This is a genomic window from Dyadobacter sp. CY351 (genome assembly GCF_021502625.1).
Taxonomy (GTDB): domain Bacteria; phylum Bacteroidota; class Bacteroidia; order Cytophagales; family Spirosomataceae; genus Dyadobacter; species Dyadobacter chenhuakuii.
Map to the genome: position 1 here is coordinate 286692 of NZ_JAKFFU010000010.1, position 23507 is coordinate 310198.

Annotated in this window: 22 protein-coding genes; 12 read left to right on the forward strand and 10 right to left on the reverse strand. The window is 45.0% G+C overall.

Annotation, left to right across the window (positions count from 1 at the left end; genetic code table 11):
- Positions 1–7: 7 nt before the first annotated feature.
- Positions 8–715 (reverse strand): esterase family protein, encoded by a 708-nt coding sequence (locus tag L0660_RS18870; protein ID WP_233798107.1) that lies wholly within the window; start codon positions 713–715, stop codon positions 8–10.
- 119 nt (positions 716–834) lie between these two features.
- Here L0660_RS18870 and L0660_RS18875 point away from each other — a divergent pair, with 119 nt between their 5' ends.
- On the forward strand, positions 835–1647 hold the full coding sequence (locus L0660_RS18875; RefSeq protein WP_235160803.1) for an esterase family protein: 813 nt from the start codon (positions 835–837) through the stop codon (positions 1645–1647).
- Positions 1648–1662: 15 nt separating this feature from the next.
- Here the strand turns inward: L0660_RS18875 and L0660_RS18880 are convergent, their stop codons facing one another.
- Complete coding sequence (locus tag L0660_RS18880; RefSeq protein WP_235160805.1) at positions 1663–2685, reverse strand: acyl-CoA reductase; 1023 nt, start codon at positions 2683–2685, stop codon at positions 1663–1665.
- Between the two features lie 128 nt (positions 2686–2813).
- Between L0660_RS18880 and L0660_RS18885 the strand changes: the two genes are divergently transcribed.
- The 3 genes from L0660_RS18885 to L0660_RS18895 all read left to right on the forward strand — a co-directional run bounded on the left by L0660_RS18885 (position 2814) and on the right by L0660_RS18895 (position 6078).
- On the forward strand, positions 2814–3161 hold the full coding sequence (locus L0660_RS18885; protein ID WP_082216484.1) for a 4Fe-4S binding protein: 348 nt from the start codon (positions 2814–2816) through the stop codon (positions 3159–3161).
- A 347-nt stretch (positions 3162–3508) separates the two neighbouring features.
- Positions 3509–4711 carry a porin gene (locus L0660_RS18890; protein ID WP_233798110.1) on the forward strand — a complete coding sequence of 401 codons (1203 nt, stop codon included), beginning with the start codon at positions 3509–3511 and terminating at the stop codon, positions 4709–4711.
- 47 nt (positions 4712–4758) lie between these two features.
- Positions 4759–6078 carry an ammonium transporter gene (locus L0660_RS18895; protein ID WP_235160808.1) on the forward strand — a complete coding sequence of 440 codons (1320 nt, stop codon included), beginning with the start codon at positions 4759–4761 and terminating at the stop codon, positions 6076–6078.
- An 84-nt stretch (positions 6079–6162) separates the two neighbouring features.
- On the opposite strand, the gene mtaB is transcribed toward L0660_RS18895, so the two are convergent.
- Together mtaB and L0660_RS18905 are read right to left on the reverse strand one after the other, a co-directional pair.
- A complete protein-coding gene (gene mtaB, locus L0660_RS18900) occupies positions 6163–7494 on the reverse strand; it encodes a tRNA (N(6)-L-threonylcarbamoyladenosine(37)-C(2))-methylthiotransferase MtaB (RefSeq protein ID WP_235160811.1) in 1332 nt (443 codons plus the stop codon).
- A gap of 37 nt (positions 7495–7531) precedes the next feature.
- Positions 7532–9364 carry an LTA synthase family protein gene (locus L0660_RS18905; RefSeq protein WP_235160812.1) on the reverse strand — a complete coding sequence of 611 codons (1833 nt, stop codon included), beginning with the start codon at positions 9362–9364 and terminating at the stop codon, positions 7532–7534.
- A 146-nt stretch (positions 9365–9510) separates the two neighbouring features.
- Between L0660_RS18905 and L0660_RS18910 the strand changes: the two genes are divergently transcribed.
- The 3 genes from L0660_RS18910 to L0660_RS18920 all read left to right on the forward strand — a co-directional run bounded on the left by L0660_RS18910 (position 9511) and on the right by L0660_RS18920 (position 12971).
- The gene (locus tag L0660_RS18910; protein WP_026632931.1) at positions 9511–11697 is read left to right on the forward strand and encodes a glutamine synthetase III; all 2187 of its coding nucleotides are present in this window, start codon (positions 9511–9513) and stop codon (positions 11695–11697) included.
- A 39-nt stretch (positions 11698–11736) separates the two neighbouring features.
- The gene (locus L0660_RS18915) at positions 11737–12291 is read left to right on the forward strand and encodes a hypothetical protein (RefSeq protein ID WP_233798114.1); all 555 of its coding nucleotides are present in this window, start codon (positions 11737–11739) and stop codon (positions 12289–12291) included.
- A gap of 278 nt (positions 12292–12569) precedes the next feature.
- Positions 12570–12971, forward strand: a complete 402-nt coding sequence (locus tag L0660_RS18920) for a hypothetical protein (protein WP_235160817.1) — start codon at positions 12570–12572, stop codon at positions 12969–12971.
- Positions 12972–12993: 22 nt separating this feature from the next.
- Here L0660_RS18920 and L0660_RS18925 read toward each other — a convergent pair whose 3' ends face one another.
- Positions 12994–14004: a glutamine synthetase beta-grasp domain-containing protein gene (locus tag L0660_RS18925; RefSeq protein ID WP_233798115.1), complete on the reverse strand. Its 1011-nt coding sequence runs from the start codon at positions 14002–14004 to the stop codon at positions 12994–12996.
- A 396-nt stretch (positions 14005–14400) separates the two neighbouring features.
- Here L0660_RS18925 and L0660_RS18930 point away from each other — a divergent pair, with 396 nt between their 5' ends.
- The 3 genes from L0660_RS18930 to L0660_RS18940 all read left to right on the forward strand — a co-directional run bounded on the left by L0660_RS18930 (position 14401) and on the right by L0660_RS18940 (position 16665).
- Positions 14401–15111 carry a 16S rRNA (uracil(1498)-N(3))-methyltransferase gene (locus tag L0660_RS18930; protein ID WP_235160818.1) on the forward strand — a complete coding sequence of 237 codons (711 nt, stop codon included), beginning with the start codon at positions 14401–14403 and terminating at the stop codon, positions 15109–15111.
- Between the two features lie 14 nt (positions 15112–15125).
- Positions 15126–15803 (forward strand): DUF4159 domain-containing protein, encoded by a 678-nt coding sequence (locus L0660_RS18935; RefSeq protein WP_233798117.1) that lies wholly within the window; start codon positions 15126–15128, stop codon positions 15801–15803.
- A gap of 115 nt (positions 15804–15918) precedes the next feature.
- Complete coding sequence (locus tag L0660_RS18940; protein WP_233798118.1) at positions 15919–16665, forward strand: acyl-CoA desaturase; 747 nt, start codon at positions 15919–15921, stop codon at positions 16663–16665.
- A 341-nt stretch (positions 16666–17006) separates the two neighbouring features.
- On the opposite strand, the gene L0660_RS18945 is transcribed toward L0660_RS18940, so the two are convergent.
- From L0660_RS18945 to L0660_RS18965, 5 genes are read right to left on the reverse strand one after another with little or no spacing between them, the layout of a single operon-like run.
- Positions 17007–18383, reverse strand: coding sequence for a HAMP domain-containing sensor histidine kinase (locus tag L0660_RS18945; RefSeq protein WP_026632937.1), 1377 nt, complete (start codon positions 18381–18383; stop codon positions 17007–17009).
- Between the two features lie 3 nt (positions 18384–18386).
- Entirely contained in the window at positions 18387–19064 is a 678-nt protein-coding gene (locus L0660_RS18950) for a response regulator transcription factor (protein WP_233798119.1), read from the reverse strand.
- The gene (locus tag L0660_RS18955; protein WP_026632939.1) at positions 19061–19594 is read right to left on the reverse strand and encodes a 5' nucleotidase, NT5C type; all 534 of its coding nucleotides are present in this window, start codon (positions 19592–19594) and stop codon (positions 19061–19063) included. The genes L0660_RS18950 and L0660_RS18955 overlap by 4 nt, the downstream gene beginning before the upstream one ends.
- A complete protein-coding gene (locus L0660_RS18960; protein WP_235160820.1) occupies positions 19594–20901 on the reverse strand; it encodes a dihydrolipoamide acetyltransferase family protein in 1308 nt (435 codons plus the stop codon). The genes L0660_RS18955 and L0660_RS18960 overlap by 1 nt, the downstream gene beginning before the upstream one ends.
- A gap of 60 nt (positions 20902–20961) precedes the next feature.
- Complete coding sequence (locus L0660_RS18965) at positions 20962–22233, reverse strand: competence/damage-inducible protein A (protein ID WP_235160822.1); 1272 nt, start codon at positions 22231–22233, stop codon at positions 20962–20964.
- Positions 22234–22339: 106 nt separating this feature from the next.
- Between L0660_RS18965 and L0660_RS18970 the strand changes: the two genes are divergently transcribed.
- Both L0660_RS18970 and gldC read left to right on the forward strand, forming a co-directional pair.
- A complete protein-coding gene (locus L0660_RS18970; protein ID WP_235160825.1) occupies positions 22340–23065 on the forward strand; it encodes a DUF4197 domain-containing protein in 726 nt (241 codons plus the stop codon).
- Between the two features lie 59 nt (positions 23066–23124).
- Positions 23125–23466 (forward strand): gliding motility protein GldC, encoded by a 342-nt coding sequence (gene gldC / locus L0660_RS18975; protein WP_026632943.1) that lies wholly within the window; start codon positions 23125–23127, stop codon positions 23464–23466.
- Positions 23467–23507: the final 41 nt, after the last annotated feature.

A 23507-nucleotide genomic window follows, 5' to 3' on the forward strand; every position in this document is an offset into this window, starting at 1 on the left:
TTTGTATTTACATAATCCGCGAAAGGTAGTCCGGGAACATTTTGTTCCACAGTGGCCAATCGTGTTTTTCCCACCCTCTAATATCGAGCCAATGTTCAATGCCCTGGTCATTGAGGATTTTGGACATCTTTAAATTACTATCCAGACAAATATCCCAGTCCGAAGTCCCCAAAACGATTTTCATATGGCCGTAACGCCATCCCTGTTCGTTAGGCATGAAATCAACGGGATTGTTGAAGTAAACCGTGTCGTCGTAAAAGCCATCGGTAAAGCTGCGGATGTCGAATGCGCCGCTCATGCTGATCATATAGGCAACCTGGTCGGGATGTTTGAATGCAAAATTTGCAGCATGAAACCCGCCAAAGCTGCATCCGGCCACACCGATTTTGCCGACATGGCACTCACTCATTATATAGGGAACCAGTTCATTATGCAGGAATTTGTCATACTGAATGTGGTTCAGCACCCGGTATTGCGGATTTAAATGTTTGGCATACCAGGAATCTGCATCAATGGAGTCCACACAGTATATTTTGTACTTTCCAGATTCCACCAATCCGCTCACAGCTTCGATCAGGCCCATGTCTTTTGCCTGGTAATAGCGCCCGAGCGTAGTAGGGAAGAGCAGGAGCGGATAGCCCCAGTTACCATAGACGAGCATGTCCACATTCCTGTCCAGATGATGCGAATAATAGGTGATATGCTTCTCTTCCAAAAGGAGGTTATTTAGGTAAAACCATTGATATTGAAATATACAAAACAAATTAACGGAAGCAAATTATGGGCATTTATTAACTTGCGCGCTCTTATTACAACTATTTTAATCGCGCTGATTTGAGTTTCGACACCAATCCTGTTCATACCATTGTCAAAAATGTATTTTCTGTCTTTCTGGAAAGAGAGGTGGTGATTACTATCATTCTGCCCGCAGATTATGATCGCTCGAAGCATTATCCGCTGGTCTTGTTCAATGATGGCCAGGATTTTGAAGGACTGGGAATGGCATCGATCCTGACAGATTTGCTGTCGGACGGGGAATTCGATCCTGTACTAATTGTGGGTATCCATGCCAATGAAAACCGCATTTTTGAATATGGTGTTTCCGGTGAGGCGGACTATGCAGGGCGGGGAGACAGGGCAAATGCGACTTCGGACTTTGTAGTCAGAGAATTAATCCCGCATTTACATGCAGAGTACAACATTTCGCAAGAACGCATTGCTTATGGCGGGTTTTCGCTGGGCGGGTTGATGGCTTTGGACATTGTCTGGAACAATCCGCAGATTTTTGCCAAAGCAGGTGTATTTTCAGGTGCATTGTGGTGGCGACGAAGAGCGTTGAATGACGATTACAGCGATTCCGACCGCATCATGCACGCGCAGCTTCGTAATGCCAGCGTTAAAAAGGATCTGAGATTCTGGTTTCAATGTGGTTCGCTGGATGAATACGACGATCGCGATGGTGACGGCGTCATTGATTCGATTCAGGATACGCTGGAATGTATTGCCGAGCTGGAAAAGAAAGGTTACGCCTGGAACCGCGATGTATTTTACACTGAGATCGCTTTTGGCGAGCATAACCTCAAAACCTGGTCCGAAGCGCTCCCCGGTTTTTTGAGGTGGGCTTCGGAGAAGAATCGCTTGCTTTAATAAGAAAACAGAAAATTAGAATTCTGCTAAAAACGCCATGGTGTCGACGGCATCCGCATAATCGTACAAACCCGGCTTCTGCGTTTTACCAAATGGGATCAGTCCTGGCAGTGCGATATCGGCATTGGTCACCACGCACTGGATCTTTTCCGCCTGGTCATTCAATGGCGCCTCAATATCTGTAAGTGATTCATATGTTTCGTAATGCAACACGCTGATAGCGGAAACGAGCGCTTTGCTCTCCGTCAGCAGCAGGAAACCGTTATCGTAATGCGGCACCCGGTTCACCAGGAAGATCGACTTGTTGTACTCGTAGTTGTTGAAGTATTTGTGGTGATGCAAATAGGTTTTATCCAGGTCTTGAATGGATTCGTAAAACTTGGTAAAATCATATCCGGCGGGAACAAAAAGCTTGGAAACATTCCGGCATCCCAGGCCAAAATATTGCAGCACATCACGCCCGAGCGCCGCCAGTTCCTCCGTGCTTTCCTCGCCGGTCAGGATGGCTACGGACGTCCGGTTTCGGCGGATAATGTTGGGTTTTTTGGCAAAATAATAATGGAAATAACGCGCCGTGTTGTCGCTTCCGGTGGCAATGTAAGCATCTGCATCATTGAGCCGCTCTACAAATTGAATGTGCTCTTTAAGTCCCGGTTCAATTTCCATAAGCTTATCCAGCAGGGCATGAATAAGCATATGGTCGTCTGAGCTCGGTTTCGCCATTAATATATGTCCGCTGATGATGACGGATAATGCGTCATGAAATCCCACTGCCGGAATGTTGCCGGCCATTACAACGCCTATTTTTTGAAAAGATACAGGCTCCGGATATTGTGCGGTCCAGGCATTCAGCTTATCCGGATTCAGAAATTGGTGGGCGATCGCATTAAGGGAGCGTGCTACGTTTTCGGGGGTGAACCAGTTGTTCCTGCTGTTGGCGCGGGCGATCCACTCTTCAATTACCGGTTCGTTTTGAGGGTTTGTGATGAATTTTCCAAGATTTATAAATGCATTGATCCGCTGGGCTCTCGATATCATTCTGACTGAACGCTGAAAAGTTAAATTAGGTATTCGTTTTTATTTTTCTGATTGTTGGGAAACTATAAATAGTTATATTTGTTACTCTAAACAGAAGAAATAGCAACAAATATAAACAATCCGGCGATATGGCTATAATGATAACCGATGAATGCATAAATTGTGGGGCGTGCGAGCCAGAGTGCCCTAACACAGCAATTTATGAAGGAGGTGTGGAGTGGACCTGGGGTGATGGGACAAGTCTGGACGAGGTGGATTTCGGCGATGGAACCATTGTAAGCGGTAAGGAAAAGCAGTCGCCGGTTTCTGACGAATTCTATTATATAGTTTCAGATAAATGTACCGAATGCGTAGGTTTCCATGAAGAGCCACAATGTGCGGCGGTTTGCCCTGTCGATTGCTGCGTTCCGGATCCTGACAACGAAGAGGAAGAAGACACATTACTTGCCAAAAAGGCATGGATGCATGGTGAGTAGCAACTGCTAACCAAATAAGATTTTGAAGCCCCGCCCACAGCGGGGCTTTTTTTGTGCCCTAACCAAATGAAAATGGCACTTTTATCATAAAAAGTCAATGTTCATCCGGTCTAGTGTAATTTATAAAATTCTGTATATCTATATTTTTGCAGAATTTAAATATTTGTATAAATTTTGTCAAACGCCCCGTTTTATGTTCATAAAACAAGAATTTTGGGTAGAAAAATGTGATAATTGTGTTTTTTTAGATAAATTTTGGTTCTGTTATTTGATTAATACAATTTATATATAATATTTGATTCATCAATCGAGCCGGATAGTGATATTAACTTAAACAGAATATAATTATGAGAAAAGTCTATTGTACAGTATTATCTTTGATGGTATCATTTTTGGGTTTTGCAAAGTCAAATGAAGACAAGAAAGCTGCCAAGGCTGATACATTAATGGTTACAGAGGCGAAGGATGAGGAGGATGCGAAGGGTGCTTTTGCGTTTTCGGGATATCTTGATTCCTATTACATGGCCAATTTCAATAAACCCGCTTCACGTTCTAACATGGGAGGAAGCAATGCACGGGTTTTTGATCAGCGTTCAGGTCAGTTTTCTTTGGGACTTGTACAAACAAGAGTTGCTTATACCAATGCGAAGTCAGAAGCCGTTGTTGACCTGACATTCGGCCCTAATGCAAACATGGGTAATTATGGAAATGCTTTGTTCAGCACCGCACTCGCTATCAAGCAGGCATATTTTACTTACAAATTCACAGACAAATTTTCGATGACAGCCGGACAATTCGGGACCAACATCGGATATGAAGTGATCGACGCACCGGCCAACTTCAACTACTCACTGTCTAACCTTTTCAACAACGGACCATTCTACCACGCCGGTTTGAAAGCAACTTATGCTTTTTCAGACAAGGCATCTTTAATGGTAGGGGTTGTGAACAATGTGGACGGACTAGGAGATAACAACCGTAAAAAAGGGATCATCAGTCAGTTTTACTTCCAGCCTGTCGCAAACTGGAACGTATATGTGAACTACATCGGAAGCAACGAGGCTAATCCTGATTCGGTTACATTCAAAGAGCCATCTGCTTTCTACCAGGTTTTTGACCTCACTACAAGTTTCCAGATCACTGAGAAATTCCTGCTTGGACTAAATGCCGCTTACGGAAGCCAAAAAGGAGATTACCAGGGTGCAGGCGGACCTGCCGACACAGAAACCTGGGGTGGTGTAGCTGTTTATGCCAACACTGCATTAACTGACAACTTCGGAATCGGTGCGCGTTACGAATACTTCAACAATGACAGCGGCGTGCGCGGCTTGCTTACACCTGCCGGCATGGGAACAAGTGTCAACTCCATTACTTTAACAGGAAACATCAGCCTCGCTGACGGACATATCCTTGTAAAACCTGAATTCCGTCTGGATGCTTATCCAAAAGTTAGCGGTGCAAACGAATTACAGCAGTTTGAAGACGAAAACGGCTCATTTACAAAAAACAGTCAGACTACCTTCGGACTAGCATTCATTTACAAATTCTAATTCAATCACATACCTTCTTAATCTACCCATAATAACAATTTACTAAAATGGAAAAACGTAATTTCATTCCGCTGATTATCCTGCTGGCCATCAGCATTCTCGGTGCCTTCATTCCCAACGTTCCGACTCAGATCGTTACTGAGGGGATCAACTCCGGTGACACCGCCTGGTTACTCGTGTCTGCTGCGCTTGTATTGCTCATGACCCCTGGTCTGGCTTACTTCTACGGCGGAATGGTGAATAACAAGAACGTTATCTCGACAATGCTTCAAAGCTTCATCGCAATGGGCGTTATCAGTGTCCTTTGGGTTGTTATTGGTTTCAGTCTTGCATTCGGTGACGACATCGGCGGGTTTATTGGTAACCCAATGACGCACTTCATGTTCAAAGGCGTATTGGATGGTCCGGTTTGGGGCACAATTCCTTTCGCTTTGTTCGCAATGTTCCAGATGAAGTTCGCGGTTATCACGCCTGCACTGGTAACTGGTTCTATGGCTGAGCGCGTAAACTTCCGTTCTTATGTGTTGTTTATCATCTTGTTCTGCATCTTTATTTATTCTCCATTGGCACACATGACCTGGCATGCAGATGGCATCCTTTTCAAAATGGGCGTGCTTGACTTCGCGGGTGGAACTGTTGTTCACATGTCTGCTGGCTGGGCTGCTTTGGCTGGCGCACTTTATCTGAAAAGACGTAAGTCATTATTGGAAGATCATATTTTGCCTCCTGCTAACATTCCTTTCGTTCTTTTGGGAACAGGTTTGCTTTGGTTCGGCTGGTTCGGTTTCAATGCAGGTTCTGCGCTTTCAGCTTCTCCATTGGCCGTTTCTGCTTTCGCTACTACTAACACTGCTGCTGGTGCCGCTGGTCTTTCATGGGTTTTGTTTGATGTTGCAAGAGGCAAAAAAGTGTCAGCGCTTGGGTTCTGTATCGGTGCGGTTGTAGGTCTTGTGGCTATCACGCCTGCTGCTGGTTTCGTAACGGTTCCTGCTTCTCTTTTCATCGGAACAATTGCTGCGGTAATCAGTAACTACGTTGCTCACCTGCGCACCCGTTCTACTTTGGATGATACATTGGACGTGTTTCCTTGCCACGGTGTAGGCGGTATGGTTGGTATGCTGATGACAGGCGTGTTCGCGACAAGCGGTGTTAACTCACTGGTTACGGATCAGGGTCTTGCTTTCGGCGAAACAACATTGTTCATCAACCACGTGATTGCTTTGGTAGGTGTATCTGTATTCGCATTCGGAGGTTCCTTGCTGTTGCTTAAAATCACGGACCTTATCCTGCCGCTACGTGTATCTGAATCAGACGAAAAAGCTGGATTGGATGTAAGTCAGCATGACGAGTTTCTTGTAGAAGCATAATTTTTCTCAACGTTATATAACAACAAAAGCCCGGAATGTTCCGGGCTTTTGTTGTTATATAACGATTTTGTTATGGCCTAATATTCAGGAATGGATCAAAACTTCTTCTTCCGATTCCGTCACTTCCATTAAGCCTGCATCATTAATGTGGTCGTATCGCACGGCTCTTGTCTCATTAATGAGTAACGGATCATATTTCACTGCGACCCGCACATAATTATCTGTAAAACCAAGCATCTGACCGTTCTGAATCTCGTCTTCAAACAAAACCAACCCCTGATTATCGACTTGCTGCTCGTAGAAGAAGCGCTTCTTCTTTTCTGACAGGATATGCAGCATCTTCGAGCGATCCGCTCTTACATTCTTGGCAACAACCGGCCTGATGCTTAAAGCCGCCGTATTTTCTCTTTCCGAATAGGTGAATACGTGTAAATAGGAAACATCCAGCTCATTCAAAAACTGATAACTTTCTTCAAATAGCTGTTGCGTTTCGCCAGGATGGCCTACTATAACGTCCACGCCAATGCAGCATTCAGGCATAAGCGATTTGATTTTCGCAACGCGCTCTGCATAAAGCTCGCGTTTGTAGCGACGCTTCATTAACCCCAAAATGGTGTTGGAGCCCGATTGCAACGGAATATGAAAGTGATGCGCAAAACGCTTGGATTGAGCCACAAATTCAATGACCTCATCCGTAAGCAGGTTTGGTTCGATAGAGGAAATGCGGAAACGCAAAATGCCTTCCACTTCGTCCAATGCTTTCACCAGATCCAGAAATGTCTCTTTTCGTTCGCCATTTTGTATGCCAAAATCACCAATATTGACCCCTGTCAAAACAATTTCCTTCACGTCCCTGGCAGCAATCTCCCGCGCAGCATTCACAATGTTCGCTATACTGTCGGAACGGCTTTTGCCTCTGGCCAATGGAATGGTGCAGTAGGAGCAAGGGTAATCGCAGCCATCCTGCACTTTGAGGAATGTCCGCGTTCTGTCATTCAGGGAATAGGACGTGTGATATTCAATGGCATGGTCGATTGTTGACGCAATCACCTGAGCAGGCTGGCCCAGCGGCGTCTTTTCAAATGTGTCAATAAGTTCGACCAGGCGAAATTTTTCTGCTGCACCCAAAACAGCGTCCACACCCGGGATTTCAGATATTTCCCTTGGTTTCAATTGCGCATAGCAACCGATGATGGCCACATAACCATCCGCATTGATCTTCTGGGCTTCCCTGACAATCTTGCGGCATTTTTTATCCGCGTTCTCTGTAACGGAGCATGTGTTGATGATGAAAATATCAGGTGTTTCATTAAACTCAACCTTTTGATATCCCTTTTGCTCAAACATCCTTCCTATGGACGATGTTTCGGAATAATTCAGTTTACAGCCTAATGTATAGAAAGCGACTTTTTTCATTGTTTTCAAATATTCTGCAAAATTACACCTTTTAGTTTCAACGCTTTAAATAATCGTTGAAAGAAGACTGTAAATATGCTTTTCCCATTTTTTCTTCTTCCGGCGTCAGCGCCCCTGATTTCTCGGTAATGTTGCCACCAATGTTGTCCCGCACCAAAAACCCGCCCGGTTTCATCCAGCCTAAACCATTATTAAATGCGAAGTAGGCAAAAGGCGTGCGGTTTTTAGCAAAAATATCGTTGCTCCAGTTGAAAGAACCCGAAGGCATATGCAACTGGTTCAATAACGTCGCGGCGAGGTCCGTTTGCGAGCAGAGCGAATCCACTTTTGCACTTTGTTTTTCCAACGCCCCGCCCAGCCAGAGCATGGGAATGTGAAATTCGGCGGGTTTTGATTTGTCTGATTCCGGAAGCGGGTGACCGTGGTCGGCGATAATGATCACCAGCGTGTGATCCCACCAGGATTTTGTTTTTGCTTTTTTTATAAAATCCCCGATTGAGGCATCCGTATAATGATGCGCATTTAAAAACAAATGCTCGGGATCATTGCCAGGGATGGCGGTTTTGACCGGAACTTCAAACGGCTCGTGGCTGCTTAATGTGAAAAGCGTGGAGAAAAAAGGCTCTTTCTGCTTGTCCAGGTCGTCCAGTAAGCGGTTCAAAACAATGTGGTCGTGTGCGCCCCATTTGGAATTCATGTCCTTTTTGTCAAAATCATTTTTATCAATGATCCGGTTGAATTCCTGTTGCAGAAAATAGGATTTCATGTTGGCAAATTCGGTTTCTCCTCCATAATAAAAGGAAGTGGACCAGCCGTTTTTATGAAACATTTTAGGCAATGACGGCAGCGTTGCCGTTTTTTTCGGAATCTTAATGATGGACGTGGTTGGCTGGGCCGGATAGCCGCTCAAAATCGCGACCATTCCTTTGTCGCTGCGGTTTCCGCTTGCGTACATTCTTGTAAAGAGCAGTCCTTCCTTCGCAAGCTGATCAAACTGCGGCGTCACATTTTTAATACCATTCAAGCTGCCAACGATCTTGGCTGTCTGGCTTTCCCAAATGATCACCACCACATTGATTTTGCCCTCCTTAACAACCCTTTCGGAAGTGCTGTCGGCGTGATACAGCTTCCTTACCATGTCGTCGGCCTGCTTTTCTTCGTAGTATTTGAAAGGGTTTTTCTTTTGATAAGTCGCATTGATGAGCGAGCTCATATAGTTCCATGGAACATTCACGGCGGCATAATTTGCAAAACTTTTATCACTGAAAAACACAGCGCTTTCGTTCATAGGCGCCAGCTGAAGACCGCCGCGAATAGGAATGATCAGGCTGGCAGTTAAAACCAGAAAAACCGGAATGGTATAAACGAAACCCGTTTGCTGAAAGGCCGAAGTGCTTCGCTTAACGATTGTTTGCAACAGCTTCCAGACCAATATCAAGAGTAATACAAACAGCATCAGCAGCGGTACAACCGGCGCGGCACCCATGGATGCCATGGCTTCCGTAGGCGTTTTCAGGTAATGTAAGGATGTGCCGTCAATGCGGAATCCCCATGCCCTGAACAATTCCAGATCGGTAACAACGAGCAAAACGATTGCAAATGAGACAATGAAGCTGTATATAGAGAGGGTTTTGGCAAACCAGCGCCATTTCCTGGCCGTAAACATGACCAGTAATGTGGGAATAAGCAATATATAGCCGGCAAAGGAAATGTCCATTTGTAAACCGTGCGCGGCACTGCTAACCCAAAGAGATGGAGGCAGTTCAAGGGTTTTCTTAAAATGATAAGCAAGAAATATGATCCGGAAAAATTGGAAGAGTATGATCCAGGTGATCCCGTAAAGGGCAATAAATTCTAATCTTTTGCGCATTGTGTCAGAGAGAATCTGCAAAGTTCTGAAAAATGCGCCAACCTGCCGTATGTAATGAGGTTAAATGTGAAAATGTCGCCCGGAATTGTTGTTCGTACTTTTAAATAAATAATTTTGGGCAGAATTAATATAAATCAAGAAATAAAATGACTTTTCGTTCCAAAGCGTTTGAAATTGCTCAAGGCCGGGTTGCCCCCTCACTTTCCCCTCCATCAGAAAAAATTACCGACTTGTATGGTAGTAACACATTCAGCGATGATGTAATGAAAACATTGCTCTCCGCTGAGGCTTACACCAAGATTTCAAATGCAATACGCTCCGGCTCGACGATTGACCGGGAGGTTGCAGATGAGGTTTCGGCGGCAATGAAATCATGGGCAGTTTCCAAAGGAGCAACGCACTATACGCACTGGTTCCAGCCACTTACCGGAACGACGGCAGAAAAGCACGATTCATTTTTTGACCTTACGATAGACGGAAAAGCCGTCGAAAAATTCAAAGGCAGCGCATTGGTGCAGCAGGAACCGGACGCATCGTCTTTCCCGAGCGGCGGCTTGCGTGCAACATTCGAAGCGCGCGGTTACACAGGCTGGGACCCAAGCTCGCCAGCGTTTTTAATGGATAATGGGGCGGGAGGGAAGACATTATGTATCCCGTCAGTTTTTATCTCATACACAGGGGAAGCGCTGGATTACAAGGCGCCATTGCTGAAATCGCTCGTAATGTTGGACAAAGCTGCCACTTCGGTTTGTCAGTTTTTCAACCGCGACGTGGATAAGGTAACGCCAACTTTGGGCATCGAGCAGGAATATTTTTTGGTTGATAAAGCACTATACTATGCCCGTCCCGACCTGTTGATGGCCGGCAGGACCGTTTTTGGACACAGCCCCGCGCGTGGCCAGCAGCTGGACGACCATTATTTTGGTTCCATATCGCCTCGGGTGAATGCATTTATGGTGGATTTCGAATTTGAAGCACTGAAACTGGGCATTCCGGTTCGGACGCGCCACAATGAGGTCGCACCCGGCCAGTTTGAATGTGCCCCAACATTTGAAGAAGTAAACCTTGCCATCGACCACAATGCATTATTGATGGATCTAATGCAGAAAGTGGGCGATAAGCACAATTTCCAGGTTCTTTTTCATGAAAAGCCGTTTGCCGGAATAAATGGAAGCGGGAAGCATAACAACTGGTCGCTGTCTACGGACACAGGCATTAACCTGCTCGCACCGACCTCCAAGCCAAAAGAAAACCTGCGCTTCCTGACATTCCTGATGAATGTGGTTAAAGCTGTTCACGATCACGCAGATTTGCTCCGTGCTTCTATTTCTTCTGCCGGTAATGAACACAGGCTGGGTGCCAACGAAGCGCCGCCATCGATTGTGTCTGTTTTCTTAGGAAACGAGCTGACGAATATGCTTGAAGAACTGGTGAATAAAGGCGAGATCACGCTGGAAAAAGGGGAAAATTTTTACTACAAACTGGGAATCACCCGCATCCCTAATTTGCAGCGCGATAACACGGACCGTAACCGCACTTCGCCATTCTGTTTTACAGGAAATAAATTTGAATACCGCGCAGTAGGAAGCTCGCAAAACAGCGCGTCGCCAATGATCGTTTTGAACACCATCGTAGCAAACCAGTTGCTGGAATTCAAAAAAGAAATGGATGAACGCCTTGCGGCAGGAGAGGAAAAGAAAGTAGCAACGGTAGAGATACTGAAACGCTATTTTACCGAATCCAAAAACATTCTTTTCGAAGGAAACGGTTATTCTGAGGAATGGGTGGAAGAGGCCAAAAACAGAGGACTTACCAATATCCGTGAGACTTACGAGGCCTTGCATGCGTATAAAACCGAACGCACTATTGCCGCATTTGAAAGAATGGGCGTGCTTACCTCGCGTGAATTGCATGCTCGCTATGAAATCGAATTGGAAAACTATGTCAAAAAATTGCAGATCGAATCGCGTGTGATCGGCGACCTTGCATTGAATCACATTGTTTCCACGGTTGTAAAATATCAGTTCAAGCTCGCGCAAACGGCACGGTCGCTGACGGATCTGGAAATGCTGGAAGAGGCTGCGCCTATCAAGGAAATCATCAAGGACATTTCAACGCACATTGTCGTCATCAAAAAGCTTGTGCAGGAAATGACGGATCAGCGCAAGACTGCCAACAACATTGACGACCTTTTTGAAAGGGCTAAAATGTATGGCTCGGAAGTGAAAGGTTTCTTTGAAGAGATCAGATATCACGTGGATAAACTGGAATTATTAATCGACGATGAAGACTGGCCTTTGGCAAAATACCGTGAAATGTTATTTTTGGAATAATTTTAAAGCAAACGCTTTATTCAATAAACTATCGAGACTATGAATCCGGGATTTGATCCAGAAGAAATTGAAGTGCTGAAACAAGAATGTAAGGCGGAGCGATCAAGCTTTATACATGTTGAGGACGAGCTGGAAGATGATGAAGAAGACAACAACGAACACGCGCACGTTCAGTTTGTAGGAATGTATAATGAAAAAGAAGTCATCTACGACGCGCTGATCTATACGTTGAGATTGCACCATTCGACATTGGTTTACGATGCTGCTTTGGAAAGGCTGAAAAAAGTGATGCCCAATTACGTTTCCCTTGACGAGCGCCCGGACGATTACGTTTGTGACGATGAGCAAGACGAGGAGGCAGAATTAATGCTGACCGAATTCATCGAGGAGATCGAAGAAAATGAGGAAATAACCGTCCGCGAGCACATCGAAACGGACGAGACGTTTGACTATGGAATCGGGCTGGAAGTGGGATTGAACAAAACAGAGATCAATGATAAAACCATCAACGATTTCATCCTCCGCTTTAACGCCGGCCGCATTCAGCTAGATCCAACGCTTTATTCCTTCTCCGGAAGCGAAGAGCAGGATTGATTAGCCGCAGGCAACGCAATATTGGCAGCAAATAATGTGACCGAATAAAAAATCCCGGAGGGATATAACATCGGTAGCAAATAAAGTTCAACCGAACATAAAATCCCGGAGGGATCTAATATCGGTAGCAAATAAAGTTGACCGAACATAAAAATCCCGGAGGGATGTAACATCGGTAGCAAATAAAGTTGACCGAACATAAAAATCCCAGAGGGATATAACATCGGTAGCAAACAAAGTTCAACCGAATACAAAAAATCCCGGAGGGATGTAACATCATGCAAGACGTTACATCCCTCCGGGATTTTTCTTTAACCATGCAATCGCCATTGACGCCGCGTTGCGGCTACCGATATTACATCCCTCCGGGATTTTTCTTTAACCATGCAATCGCCATTGGTGCCGCGTTTTTGGCTACCGATATTACATCCCTCCGGGATTTTTCTTTAACCATGCAATCGCCATTGGTGCCGCGTTTTTGGCTACCAATATTTCATCCCTCCGGGATTTTTGCGTCGCCATTGGTGCCGCGTTTTTGGCTACCAATATTACATCCCTCCGGGATTTTTGCATTAACCATGCAATCGCCGTTGACGCCGCGTTGCGGCTACCTATATTGCATCCCTCCGGGATTGGTCTTAAATGAAAAAACCGCCAATTTGGGCGGTTTTTTCATTTAACATTATATGGGTTCTGCAAATATTATAGCGCAGATTTAACAGTCTTGATAATACGTGCTGCTACTTTATAAGGATCAGCAGCTGAGTTTGGACGACGATCTTCCAAATATCCGCTCCATCCTTTTTGAGGAACAAGAACAGGGATACGGATGGATGCACCGCGGTCAGATACACCGTAGCTGAAATCGTGGATAGAAGCAGTTTCGTGCTTTCCAGTCAAACGAAGGTGGTTGTCAGCACCGTAAACGTCAATGTGTTCTTTCACAACAGGACGGAAAGATTCGCAAACCTTATCGAAAACTTCTTTGCTTCCAGCCGTTCTCAAAGCAGAGTTTGAGAAGTTGGCGTGCATTCCGCTTCCGTTCCAGTCAAGCTCGCCCAGGGGCTTGCAATGCCAGTTGATAGCAACACCATATTTTTCACCAATTCTTTCAAGCAAATAACGGCCAAGCCAGATCTGGTCACCAGCTTCTTTTGCGCCTTTTGCGAAAATCTGGAATTCCCACTGTCCTGCTGCAACCTCTGCATTGATACCTTCAACATTAAGGCCTGCATCAAGACATGCGTCAAGGTGCTCCTCAATGATCTCACGGCCAAATGCATTCTGCGCGCCTACTGAGCAATAGTATGGTCCTTGTGGTGCAGGGTAACCATTTGCCGGGAAGCCTAATGGTTTGTTTGTATCAACATCCCAAAGGAAATATTCTTGCTCGAAACCGAACCAGAAATCGTTGTCATCATCCTCAATTGTCGCACGGCCATTGGATACGTGAGCAGTTCCATCTGCGTTAAGCACTTCGCACATAACCAGATAAGCATCTCTGCGCAATGGATCCGGGCAAATGTAAACTGGTTTTAACAAACAGTCAGAAGAACCGCCAAGCGCCTGTTCAGTAGATGAACCATCAAATGACCAGTTGCTGCAATCTTCCAATTTTCCACTGAAATCGCTTTCAATTTTGGTTTTGCTACGTAAACTTTGGGTCGGCTTGTAGCCATCCAACCAAATATATTCCAGCTTGGATTTTGACATAATAGTACTAGATAAAGTGGTGACGAATTATTATAACGGCACAATATTAATGCAAAAATGTATTTCCAAAAAATAAAAACTAAGAAAAATTAACCATACACAGAATATTATTGGGTTTATGGTAGTATTGTCAGTAAAAGATGTACTATTCTCATAAAACGGGTGAAATTATAAATGGATGTATCCGGAGAGTATTTTTGCAAAAACTGTAAATCCAGGTGTCAATCAGACATAGTTCATGTCAAAATGTTGCCAAAATGCAAAAATCATGTTTTTCTGCATTCGCGGAATAATATAAGGCTGCCTTGATGGTTATGTGCTTCATACACGTAAATTTGAGCGTCGCTTTGATAATGTTCGACGGTTCTCTTATCTTAATTCCTATTTACTTTTTAAATGCATCTATTTTACCAGCCCGACTCGAAAATTTTTGAATTGGATGAAGAAGAGGCCAGGCACAGTTCCAAAGTGCTGAGGCTCAGCTCCGGCGACATTATATATGTTACCAATGGCAAAGGCACATTGCAGAAATGCGTGTTGAATGTTCAGGGCAGAAAGGCGGGTTACGAAGTTTTGGAATCACAGCAGATCGAAAGACGACCCTTTGCCGTAAATATGGTGATCGCGCCCACGCGCAAGGCCGAGCGCAATGAGTGGATGGTGGAGAAGATGACCGAGTTAGGCGTTGAGCGCATTGATTTTGTAATCACCGAACATACCAATACAGACACGATTAACCGCGTCGTAAACCTCACAAGGCTGAACCGGATTGCTGCCGCTGCGATGAAACAGTCACAGCAACATTATCTGCCGATCATCACGGTGGGCAATAAATATGAAGCGTTTGTGAGGGATGTGAAAGATTCTGTAAAATTAATTGCCTATGTGCCAGATCATAATAGGGTTGAGCACGTTTTTAGTAAAGTAAAAAAAGGCCAGGGAACCACTTTATTAATAGGTCCGGAAGGAGATTTCAGTGAAAAGGAAGTTTCGCTGGCATTTGATCACGGATTTTCAACGGTTTCTCTCGGCCCGACCCGTTTAAGAACAGAAACAGCGGCCGTAGCGGGCTGCCATGCCATTAACCTGGCACAGAACATATTATAAAAGCATTAATGCATATGAACCGATCAGTAGTGCGTTTTGGAAAGTTTTTAGGGCTGGTCACATTCGTTCTGATAAGCACGGTAACATTGGCGCAATCATCATTAAAGATTGCAAAGCTTAAATACGGCGGCGGTGGCGACTGGTATGCCAATAAAACCTCTCTTCCGAATCTGATCAAATTCTGCAATACGGAGCTGAAAATGAACATTAACCCCACAGAAGACGTGGTGGAAGTGGGTAGCGCGGACATTTTCACTTATCCGTTTGTGCATATGACGGGCCACGGCAATGTTGTTTTCAACGATGCTGAGGCTCAAAACCTTCGCAATTATCTGCTCTCGGGCGGATTTCTGCACATCGATGACAACTATGGCCTCGATCAGTTTGTGAGACGGGAAATGAAAAAGGTTTTTCCTGAGCTTTCATTTGTCGAGCTGCCTTTTGACCACCAGGTTTACCGGATCAAATATCTGTTTCCGGAAGGGCTGCCCAAAGTTCATGAGCACGACGGCAAGCAGCCGCAAGGTTACGGGCTTATCTGGCAAGGACGCTTGGTTTGTTATTACAGTTACGAAACAGATCTGGGCAATGGCTGGGAAGACCAGAGTGTTTACAATGATCCTGAGGAAATGCGAAGAAAGGCGCTGCAAATGGGCGCGAACCTGCTTAGTTATGCTTTCATGATTCTCTAAATACGGGCGCAGGTAATATAAAATAATTCCAAATTAGTTTTCTGAATTTCGGTTTTGTAAGCGCTTAGCCTTACTTTTGTACAAAGTTTAAAATAATATCATTTCATCTCGTTCCATGTATATAGTCCTTATCGTTTTTGTTGTACATTGGTATTTATCCCTTTTTTGTCAAACCTTTTTCCTACACCGTTACTCTGCGCATAAAATGTTCATTATGAGCAAGCCATGGGAGCGGTTCTTCTATTTACTGACTTATCTTTCCCAGGGGTCTTCCTATTTAAGTCCGAGAGCTTACGCGATTCTTCACCGCATGCATCATGCTTTCAGTGACACAGAAAAAGATCCGCACTCGCCGCACCATACCAAAAACGTGTTTACGATGATGTGGGAAACGAAGAATATTTATAATGCAGTGCTAAGCCGCAAGCGTGCAATTGAATCACAATTCGAAAGGAATTATCCGGAATGGCGCTTTATTGAAAAGTTGGGAGATTCGTGGCTTTCACGTTCTGGATGGGCGTTGTTGTATACCGCATTTTACATTTTGGCTTACATTTATCTGGATATGCACTGGGCGTTTTTCTTCCTTTTGCCGATCCACTTCCTGATGGGCCCGATCCACGGCGCAATTGTAAACTGGAGTGGTCATAAATACGGTTATCAGAACTTCGATAACGAAGACAAATCAAAGAATTCTCTCATCTTCGATTTCTTAATGATGGGCGAGCTGTTCCAGAATAACCATCACAAGAGACCTAATTCGATTAACTTCGGATCAAGATGGTATGAAGTTGATCCGACTTATCCGGTGATCAAAATGCTGAATAAGTTAAAGATTATTGAGATACGAAAGAAGAACTAGGTAAGTATCTTGCTACTTTCACTTCGGCTCCGCTCAGTGTGACAGATGATTGTCACATTGAGCGGAGTTTTTTTCCTGTCACACTGAGCGGAGTTTTTTTTTCTGTCACACTGAGCGGAGTCGAAGTGAAATTCCTAACGCTTGCTCCCTAGGTAGACCGAACAGGCCGGGCGGCCACAAAAAAACTTTGGCAGGTGTGAGATACACCTGCCAAGTTTGCTTATTAACACCACAAAAAATGAAATCCTTTTGAACTGCCGTTTTATCGGCATGTCTTATTGAGACAATACAAATAAATCATACAATACTTAAAAGGGCGTTAATAAAAAGTTAGAATTTGCTTAGAGCTTCGAAAATGTTACAACGAATGTTGTGCCCTTCGGTTGATTGGAGAAAATATTAACATTGCCCGAATGCAGCTTCACAATCCGCTCCACCAGTGACAACCCGATCCCATATCCTTTAATGTTTGCCGTGTTGTCACTTCGGTAAAATGGTTGGAAAACCAGACTCTGATCTTCTTTCGGAATTCCCTTCCCATTATCTGAAAAGCTTAACGTCAACCTCCTCGCAGATGTTTTCAGATTCACATTTACTGTATTGTTCTCCGAAAACTTGCACGCATTGTCCATCAGGTTCAGGAACGCGGTTTTCAATAATGTCGAGTTTCCGGTCAGTTCAAGCCAGGTGTCGTCTTCGGGCAACTCGTCGAAATTGAGCTGAATGTTGTAGGAAGGGTTTGCTTGTGCGAGGCCCAGTCGGCAATCCAGTAAAAGATCATCAACGCGAATGATTTCTGTGAGCAGATCTTTTTGATCCTCGCTCACTTTCGCTAGTTCTAACAATGTATTCGATAGCTGCGCCAGCTCCTGAATGTCTTCCAAAACGGATTGAATAGTAAGCTGGTAATCAGCTGTATTTCGTTCTTTTAGCATGCTGACTTCCAGCTGCGAGCGGATCTTGGTCAAAGGATTTTTAAGCTCATGCGAAACATTGGCCACGAAAATCTTTTGCATTTGAAATGCAGTTTCAATCCGGTCAAGCAGATTGTTGAATGTTGTCGTTAAGCGGCCAATTTCGTCTTTCTGGTTAGGAACGTCCAGTCTGGTGTCGAGTTTTTGAGGTAAAATCCTTTCGACCGCATTCATCACCTTGGAAATTGGCCTTAATGCACGTTTCGAGAAAATCCAGCCAACGAGTGCCACGATAATGGTCACGATAAAGAACAAAACCGTGAGTAGGGTGCTTAAATTGGATAAATTGGCCTGTCCGTACAAATCTTTTGCCCCTAACAAAACCACGGCCCGATTGAACGGATATTTGTAATACAACCCTACAACTTTATAATCGCCATCCGTATAGCGGATCTGTCCGGCCTTCCGGATCTCGTCCAGCCAGAAGTTGGATACGTGAATGGATTTGGACTGAGGGCTGGTTGGGTTGCTGTAAATGAGGCGGTTCTTTTCGTCGAAAATGAATGTATTTTCGTCATAGATCAAATCGCGGTTGGTTTCATCCAGCGCTTTCAGAACCTCGGTATTCACTTGCGGTACTTTCAGCAAAAGTTCGGCTTGCGACTTGGCTTTCGACCTTAACCGATCGTAAAAGTCCTCATTAACATTGTAATAGGAAAAAAAATAGATAGCCAGAAAAGTGATCAGAAGGATTCCGCTCACCAGCAGGGAAAACTGAACTGTAAGTCTGGTGCGGATCTGCATAATTTACTCTACTTTAAGCACATAGCCCATACCGAACTGGGTGTGGATCAGCTTGACAGGATAATCCTTATCGATTTTTTTCCGAAGATAATTTACATAAACTTCAATGACATTGGTGCCCGTATCAAAACCAATATCCCAAACCTGCTCCGCAATCTCCACTTTGGAAATGACCCGGCCCTGGTTACGGATCAGGTAAACGAGCAGGTTGAATTCCCTTGCCGTGAGATTGATCTTATTTCCTGACCTATAAACTGTTTTCGCATCCAACGATATTTCCAAATCAGCAAATTTCAGAAGCTGCGCGGTATGAGAAACGGTTGTGCCACGCTTCGTTAGTGCCCTCACACGGGCAAGAAGTTCTTTAAATTCGAATGGTTTGACCAGGTAATCGTCCGCGCCGGCATCCAGACCCGTGACTTTATCATCTGTCGTGCCCAACGCAGTTAACATTAAAATAGGCGTTTCATCACCCCACGTCCTGATCTCCCTGCAAAGCTCGATGCCGTTGATCCCGGGAATGATAATGTCGCTGATAATCAATTGGTAAGTGTTGTTTTTTGCCAGCTGCCTACCGATCAGGCCGTCATAGGCAATGTCCACTTCATATCCGTTTTCTTCCAGCCCTTGTTTAATGGATTGCAGCGTTTTCGGTTCGTCTTCAATAAGTAGTAGCTTCATGCGATGGGTAGGAATAATTCAGAAACATCCTTCCAATTGGAAACACGCTTATATGAGGTTTCTTTAACATTATGCGGCGCTGTAAAAAGGATGCCCGTGCCTTTGAACGCATTCAGGTTTCGCACGTGATCGTCAATGAGGTAATCGGACTGGATAATGCTTTTATAACCGCAGAACACAACATTAGTCCACGGAATAAACGGGAAATGCTTTTTTAGCCAGGCAAATTTATCGTTAAACGACGTCGGAAATTCCATGCATGCGGTGGCCACAAATATTTCGTAAAACTTGGACAGCTTGTAGACTGTTTCAACCGCCCCGTTCATCACTTCAATATCTGCAAAAAAGCCAGGCGTATCAATGATCTTATGCAGCTTTGCAAGTTGCTTGGGGTGTAAAATATCTCTGAAAGCGCTTTTTCTCAGCTGTTCTTCATTATATACCGTTGAAAAATCATTGTGAACAATGTTGGCGAGTTTCTTGTGGGTGTTCGCCATCACATCATCCATGTCCAAGGTGAGTCTGAGCATTACATTATAGTTCTGTGCGTATCGAAATTTTCAAGATAATCGTGCACGCGTTTCAGAAAAAGTCCGCCAAGGGAGCCGTCCACAACGCGGTGGTCATACGAATGTGAGATGAACATCAGGCTGCGAATGCCGAGCAAATCGCCTTGCGGCGTTTCAATCACGGCCGGTTTCTTTTTTATTGCACCGAAAGCCATGATCGCAACCTGCGGCTGAACGATAATCGGCGTGCCCATCAGATTGGCAAATGCGCCAATATTGGAAATCGTGTAAGTCCCGCCGGCCAGATCGTCGGCCTTCAACTTGTTCTCCCGCGCTCTCTTGGCGAGATCATTTACTTTTCTTGCCAATCCAGGCAGATCATACTGGTCTGCGCGATGGATAACCGGGACAATGAGGTTTCCATCCGGCAGAGCTACGGCCATGCCAATGTTAATTTCCTTCTTTTTAATGATCCGGTCGCCATCCACTGAAATATTGATCATCGGATAATCTTTGATCGCCTTTACGACAGCTTCAATCAAAATAGGGGTAAAGGTGATGCTGTCGCCCGTTTTCTTTCTATACTCAGCCTTTGTATGCTCCCGCCATTGAACCACCGGCGTCATATCGGTTTCAATAAAGGAAGTAACATGCGCCGAAATTCGCTTCGACTCAACCATCCGCTGCGAGATCATCTTCCGCATCCGGTCCATTTCAATGATCTCGTTGCTGCCGTTCAGTGAAGTTGCAACGGGCATTGCCGTTGCAGGGGACTTTTTGCGGTTATCCAGAAAGGAAATAATATCGTTTTTGGTGACCCGGTTTTCCATGCCCGTTCCCGGAATGGTGGCCAGCTCCGTTTCCGTGATGTGCTCTTCACGCGCAATGCTCAGAACCAACGGGGAATAGAATGCATTGTTTTCCGGGCTATTTTTGGCATATTCCAGCGCAGGCTGTGCTTTTTTGGTAAGCACTTCCTCATATTCCTTTTCCAATACAGCCGCCGTTGCTTCCACCTCTGACGCGGCGCTAAACGGCTCATGGACAGGTTGATCCACTGGCTGCTGATCGCTTTCATCCACATCATTCTCCACTTCAATCTTTGCAACCGGGCTTCCTATGGGCACAACGTCGTTTTCAGCAACAAGCCATTCCGTAAGCACGCCGGAAAAAGGGCAGGGGACTTCCGTATCCACTTTGTCCGTGGCAACCTCCAATATCGAATCATCCACCGAAACCTTATCACCTGCTTTTGCAAGTAAATGAAGGACAGTGCATTCCATAATACTTTCGCCCATTGGAGGCATTACCATTTCAACTATTTTCATAACTGGTATCTTTCATTCGCGGCAGCTTATTTTGTTGCCGAATGTATATTAATGTTCTTCTCAGCCTTTGACGGCAAGATTGGTTTTCAAAATGGTTTTGCGCAACAAATTCAGTGCATAAGAAGCGGTAAGCTCAATGTTGATCTTCCGGTTGTTGCGCAAGGTAAGTAATTGGGTGAATGTTTCCTCCGGTGTCGCGCAGGCAATCCAGACGGTTCCAACCGGCTTCTCGGCCGTGCCTCCATCCGGTCCGGCAATGCCCGTTGTGGAAATCGCGAATGTGGTGTTTAGCACTTTGCGGGCGCCCTCGGCCATTTCTCGCGCTGTCTGCTCACTTACCGCCCCGAATGCTTCCAATGTCTGAGGTGAAACGCCGAGCACATTCATTTTGACCTCATTGCTGTAACTCACCACCGAACCCTGAAAATATTGCGAAGCGCCGGGAACACTCGTGATTTGGTTGGCAACAAAACCGCCCGTGCAGCTTTCCGCCGTTCCTACTGTCGCGTTGTGCTGAACAAGTAACGATCCGATCACTGTTTCCAGTTCATCCGTATCAAATCCAAAAACCCATTCTTCAATATACGGCATCAGTAACGCAACCTGCTCCGCCATGTCGGCATCCAGCTGGGCCTGATCTGTTCCGGTGCCTGTCAGGCGCAGCTTAACCTGCCCGAAGTGAGGCAGATATGCCAGTTTTATATGTTCAGGAAGGGCGTCCTCCCAAGGTGCGATCGTTTCGGCCAGAAAAGATTCTCCTATGCCGATCGTCCGTACCGATTTATGTTGAATAATGTTTGAAACAAATCTTGATTTCAGCCTGGGGAGGATCTCAAACTCCATCAGGCTCTTCATCTCGTATGGCACGCCGGGCAGCGAAACGTAAATTACGTCGTCTTTTTCAAACCACATTCCGGGCGCGGTTCCCCAAAGATTTGGAATGTAGGTACAATTTTTGGGAAGTGCAGCCTGCTGGATGTTCAGCTCAGTCATGGCGCGTCCGCGTTTTGCAAAAAACGCCGTAATCAGTTCCAGTGCCTCCTGGTTGATTTCAAGTTCAGTCCCAAAATATTCGCAAAATGTATGCTTGGTAATATCATCGCGGGTAGGGCCGAGGCCTCCCGTCACAATAATAACGTTCACCCGCTGGCTGGCTGCCGAAAACGCATCCAGTATGTCGGCTTTGTTATCTCCAACCGAAGTCTTTCTAACCGGCCGAATGCCTATATCAGTCAGTTGAGAGCCAATCCATTGCGTATTCGTATCCGTAATTTGTCCAAAAAGGATTTCGTCACCGATCGTTAAAATTTCAGCCCGGATTATGGGAGCCATAGTTTGAAATTGGTTGATTAAGACCGTTATTTTCCCAAAAATAAGTAAAATTAATCGTTATTGAGTACGTTTAAGGCGTAGTCAGAATTTAACAAACACAATCGTAATGAATCACAAAATCTTAGCAATATTAATATTTTTACTCCTGGCAGCGACTAATTCACAGGCCCAGTTCAACTTAGGAAAAGTGCTGGATAAGGTGAGCGGGAAATCCGATGGACTTGGTGAAAATGAAATCGTCTCGGGTTTGAAAGAGGCCCTGAATGTCGGGATTAGTAATGGTTCTGCAGAAGCTTCCAAAGTGGATGGTTTTTTCAAAAATGAGCTGATCAAAATTGCCGTCCCTCCGGAAGCGCAGAAAGTAGCAGAGACATTAAGGAAGATGGGACTGGGAGATCAGGTGGATAAATTCACATTATCACTCAATCGCGCAGCAGAAGATGCCGCAAAGAAATCAAAACCTATTTTTGTAAAGGCCATTACGTCCATGACCGTCCCTGATGCATTGGGCATATTAAAAGGCCAGGACGATGCGGCAACGCAATATTTGAAGAAGACGACAAATGAAGATTTGTATAAAACCTTCTTTCCTGTTGTAGACTCTACGCTCAATCTGAACAAGGCGACGGACTATTATAAGGAAATCGTTGATACTTATAACAAAATTCCTCTGGTGAAGAAAGTGAATCCGGATTTGAAAGGTTATGCTACGCAAAAGACTATCGACGGGTTATACATTTTGATCGCACAGGAAGAGAAGAAAATCCGCGAAGACCCGAAAGCACGTGTTACCGATCTTTTGAAAAAGGTGTTCAAGCAGGCAGCAAAGTAATCTTTCAGAACTATAAATTTCCTCAATTGGTTACTTTTGTCTAAATATTAACACCTCATATGAAAAAATCGGAAATACATTTTAGTGTTGAACTCGACGACAAGAACATACCGGAAAAGATTTTTTGGAATGCGACAGACAACCCCAACGAAGGCATCAACGACACCCGCGCCATCGCCATTGCCGTTTGGGATCATTACCACAGAGGCACATTAAAAATCGACCTTTGGACCAAGGATATGGAAGTTTTCGAAATGAAACGCTTCTACATCGAACTCATGAGCGGCATCGCGGATACGTTGCTGACTGCTACGAATGATAATGTAATGGCAGATGCGATTGAAGGCGTTTGTGAGACATTGAGCAAGAAGCTCGATGAGGAGATGAAGGCTGCTAAGTAGGGCGCTGCGGCCGTGTCGTCGACCGCCCGGTTCGCTCGGGC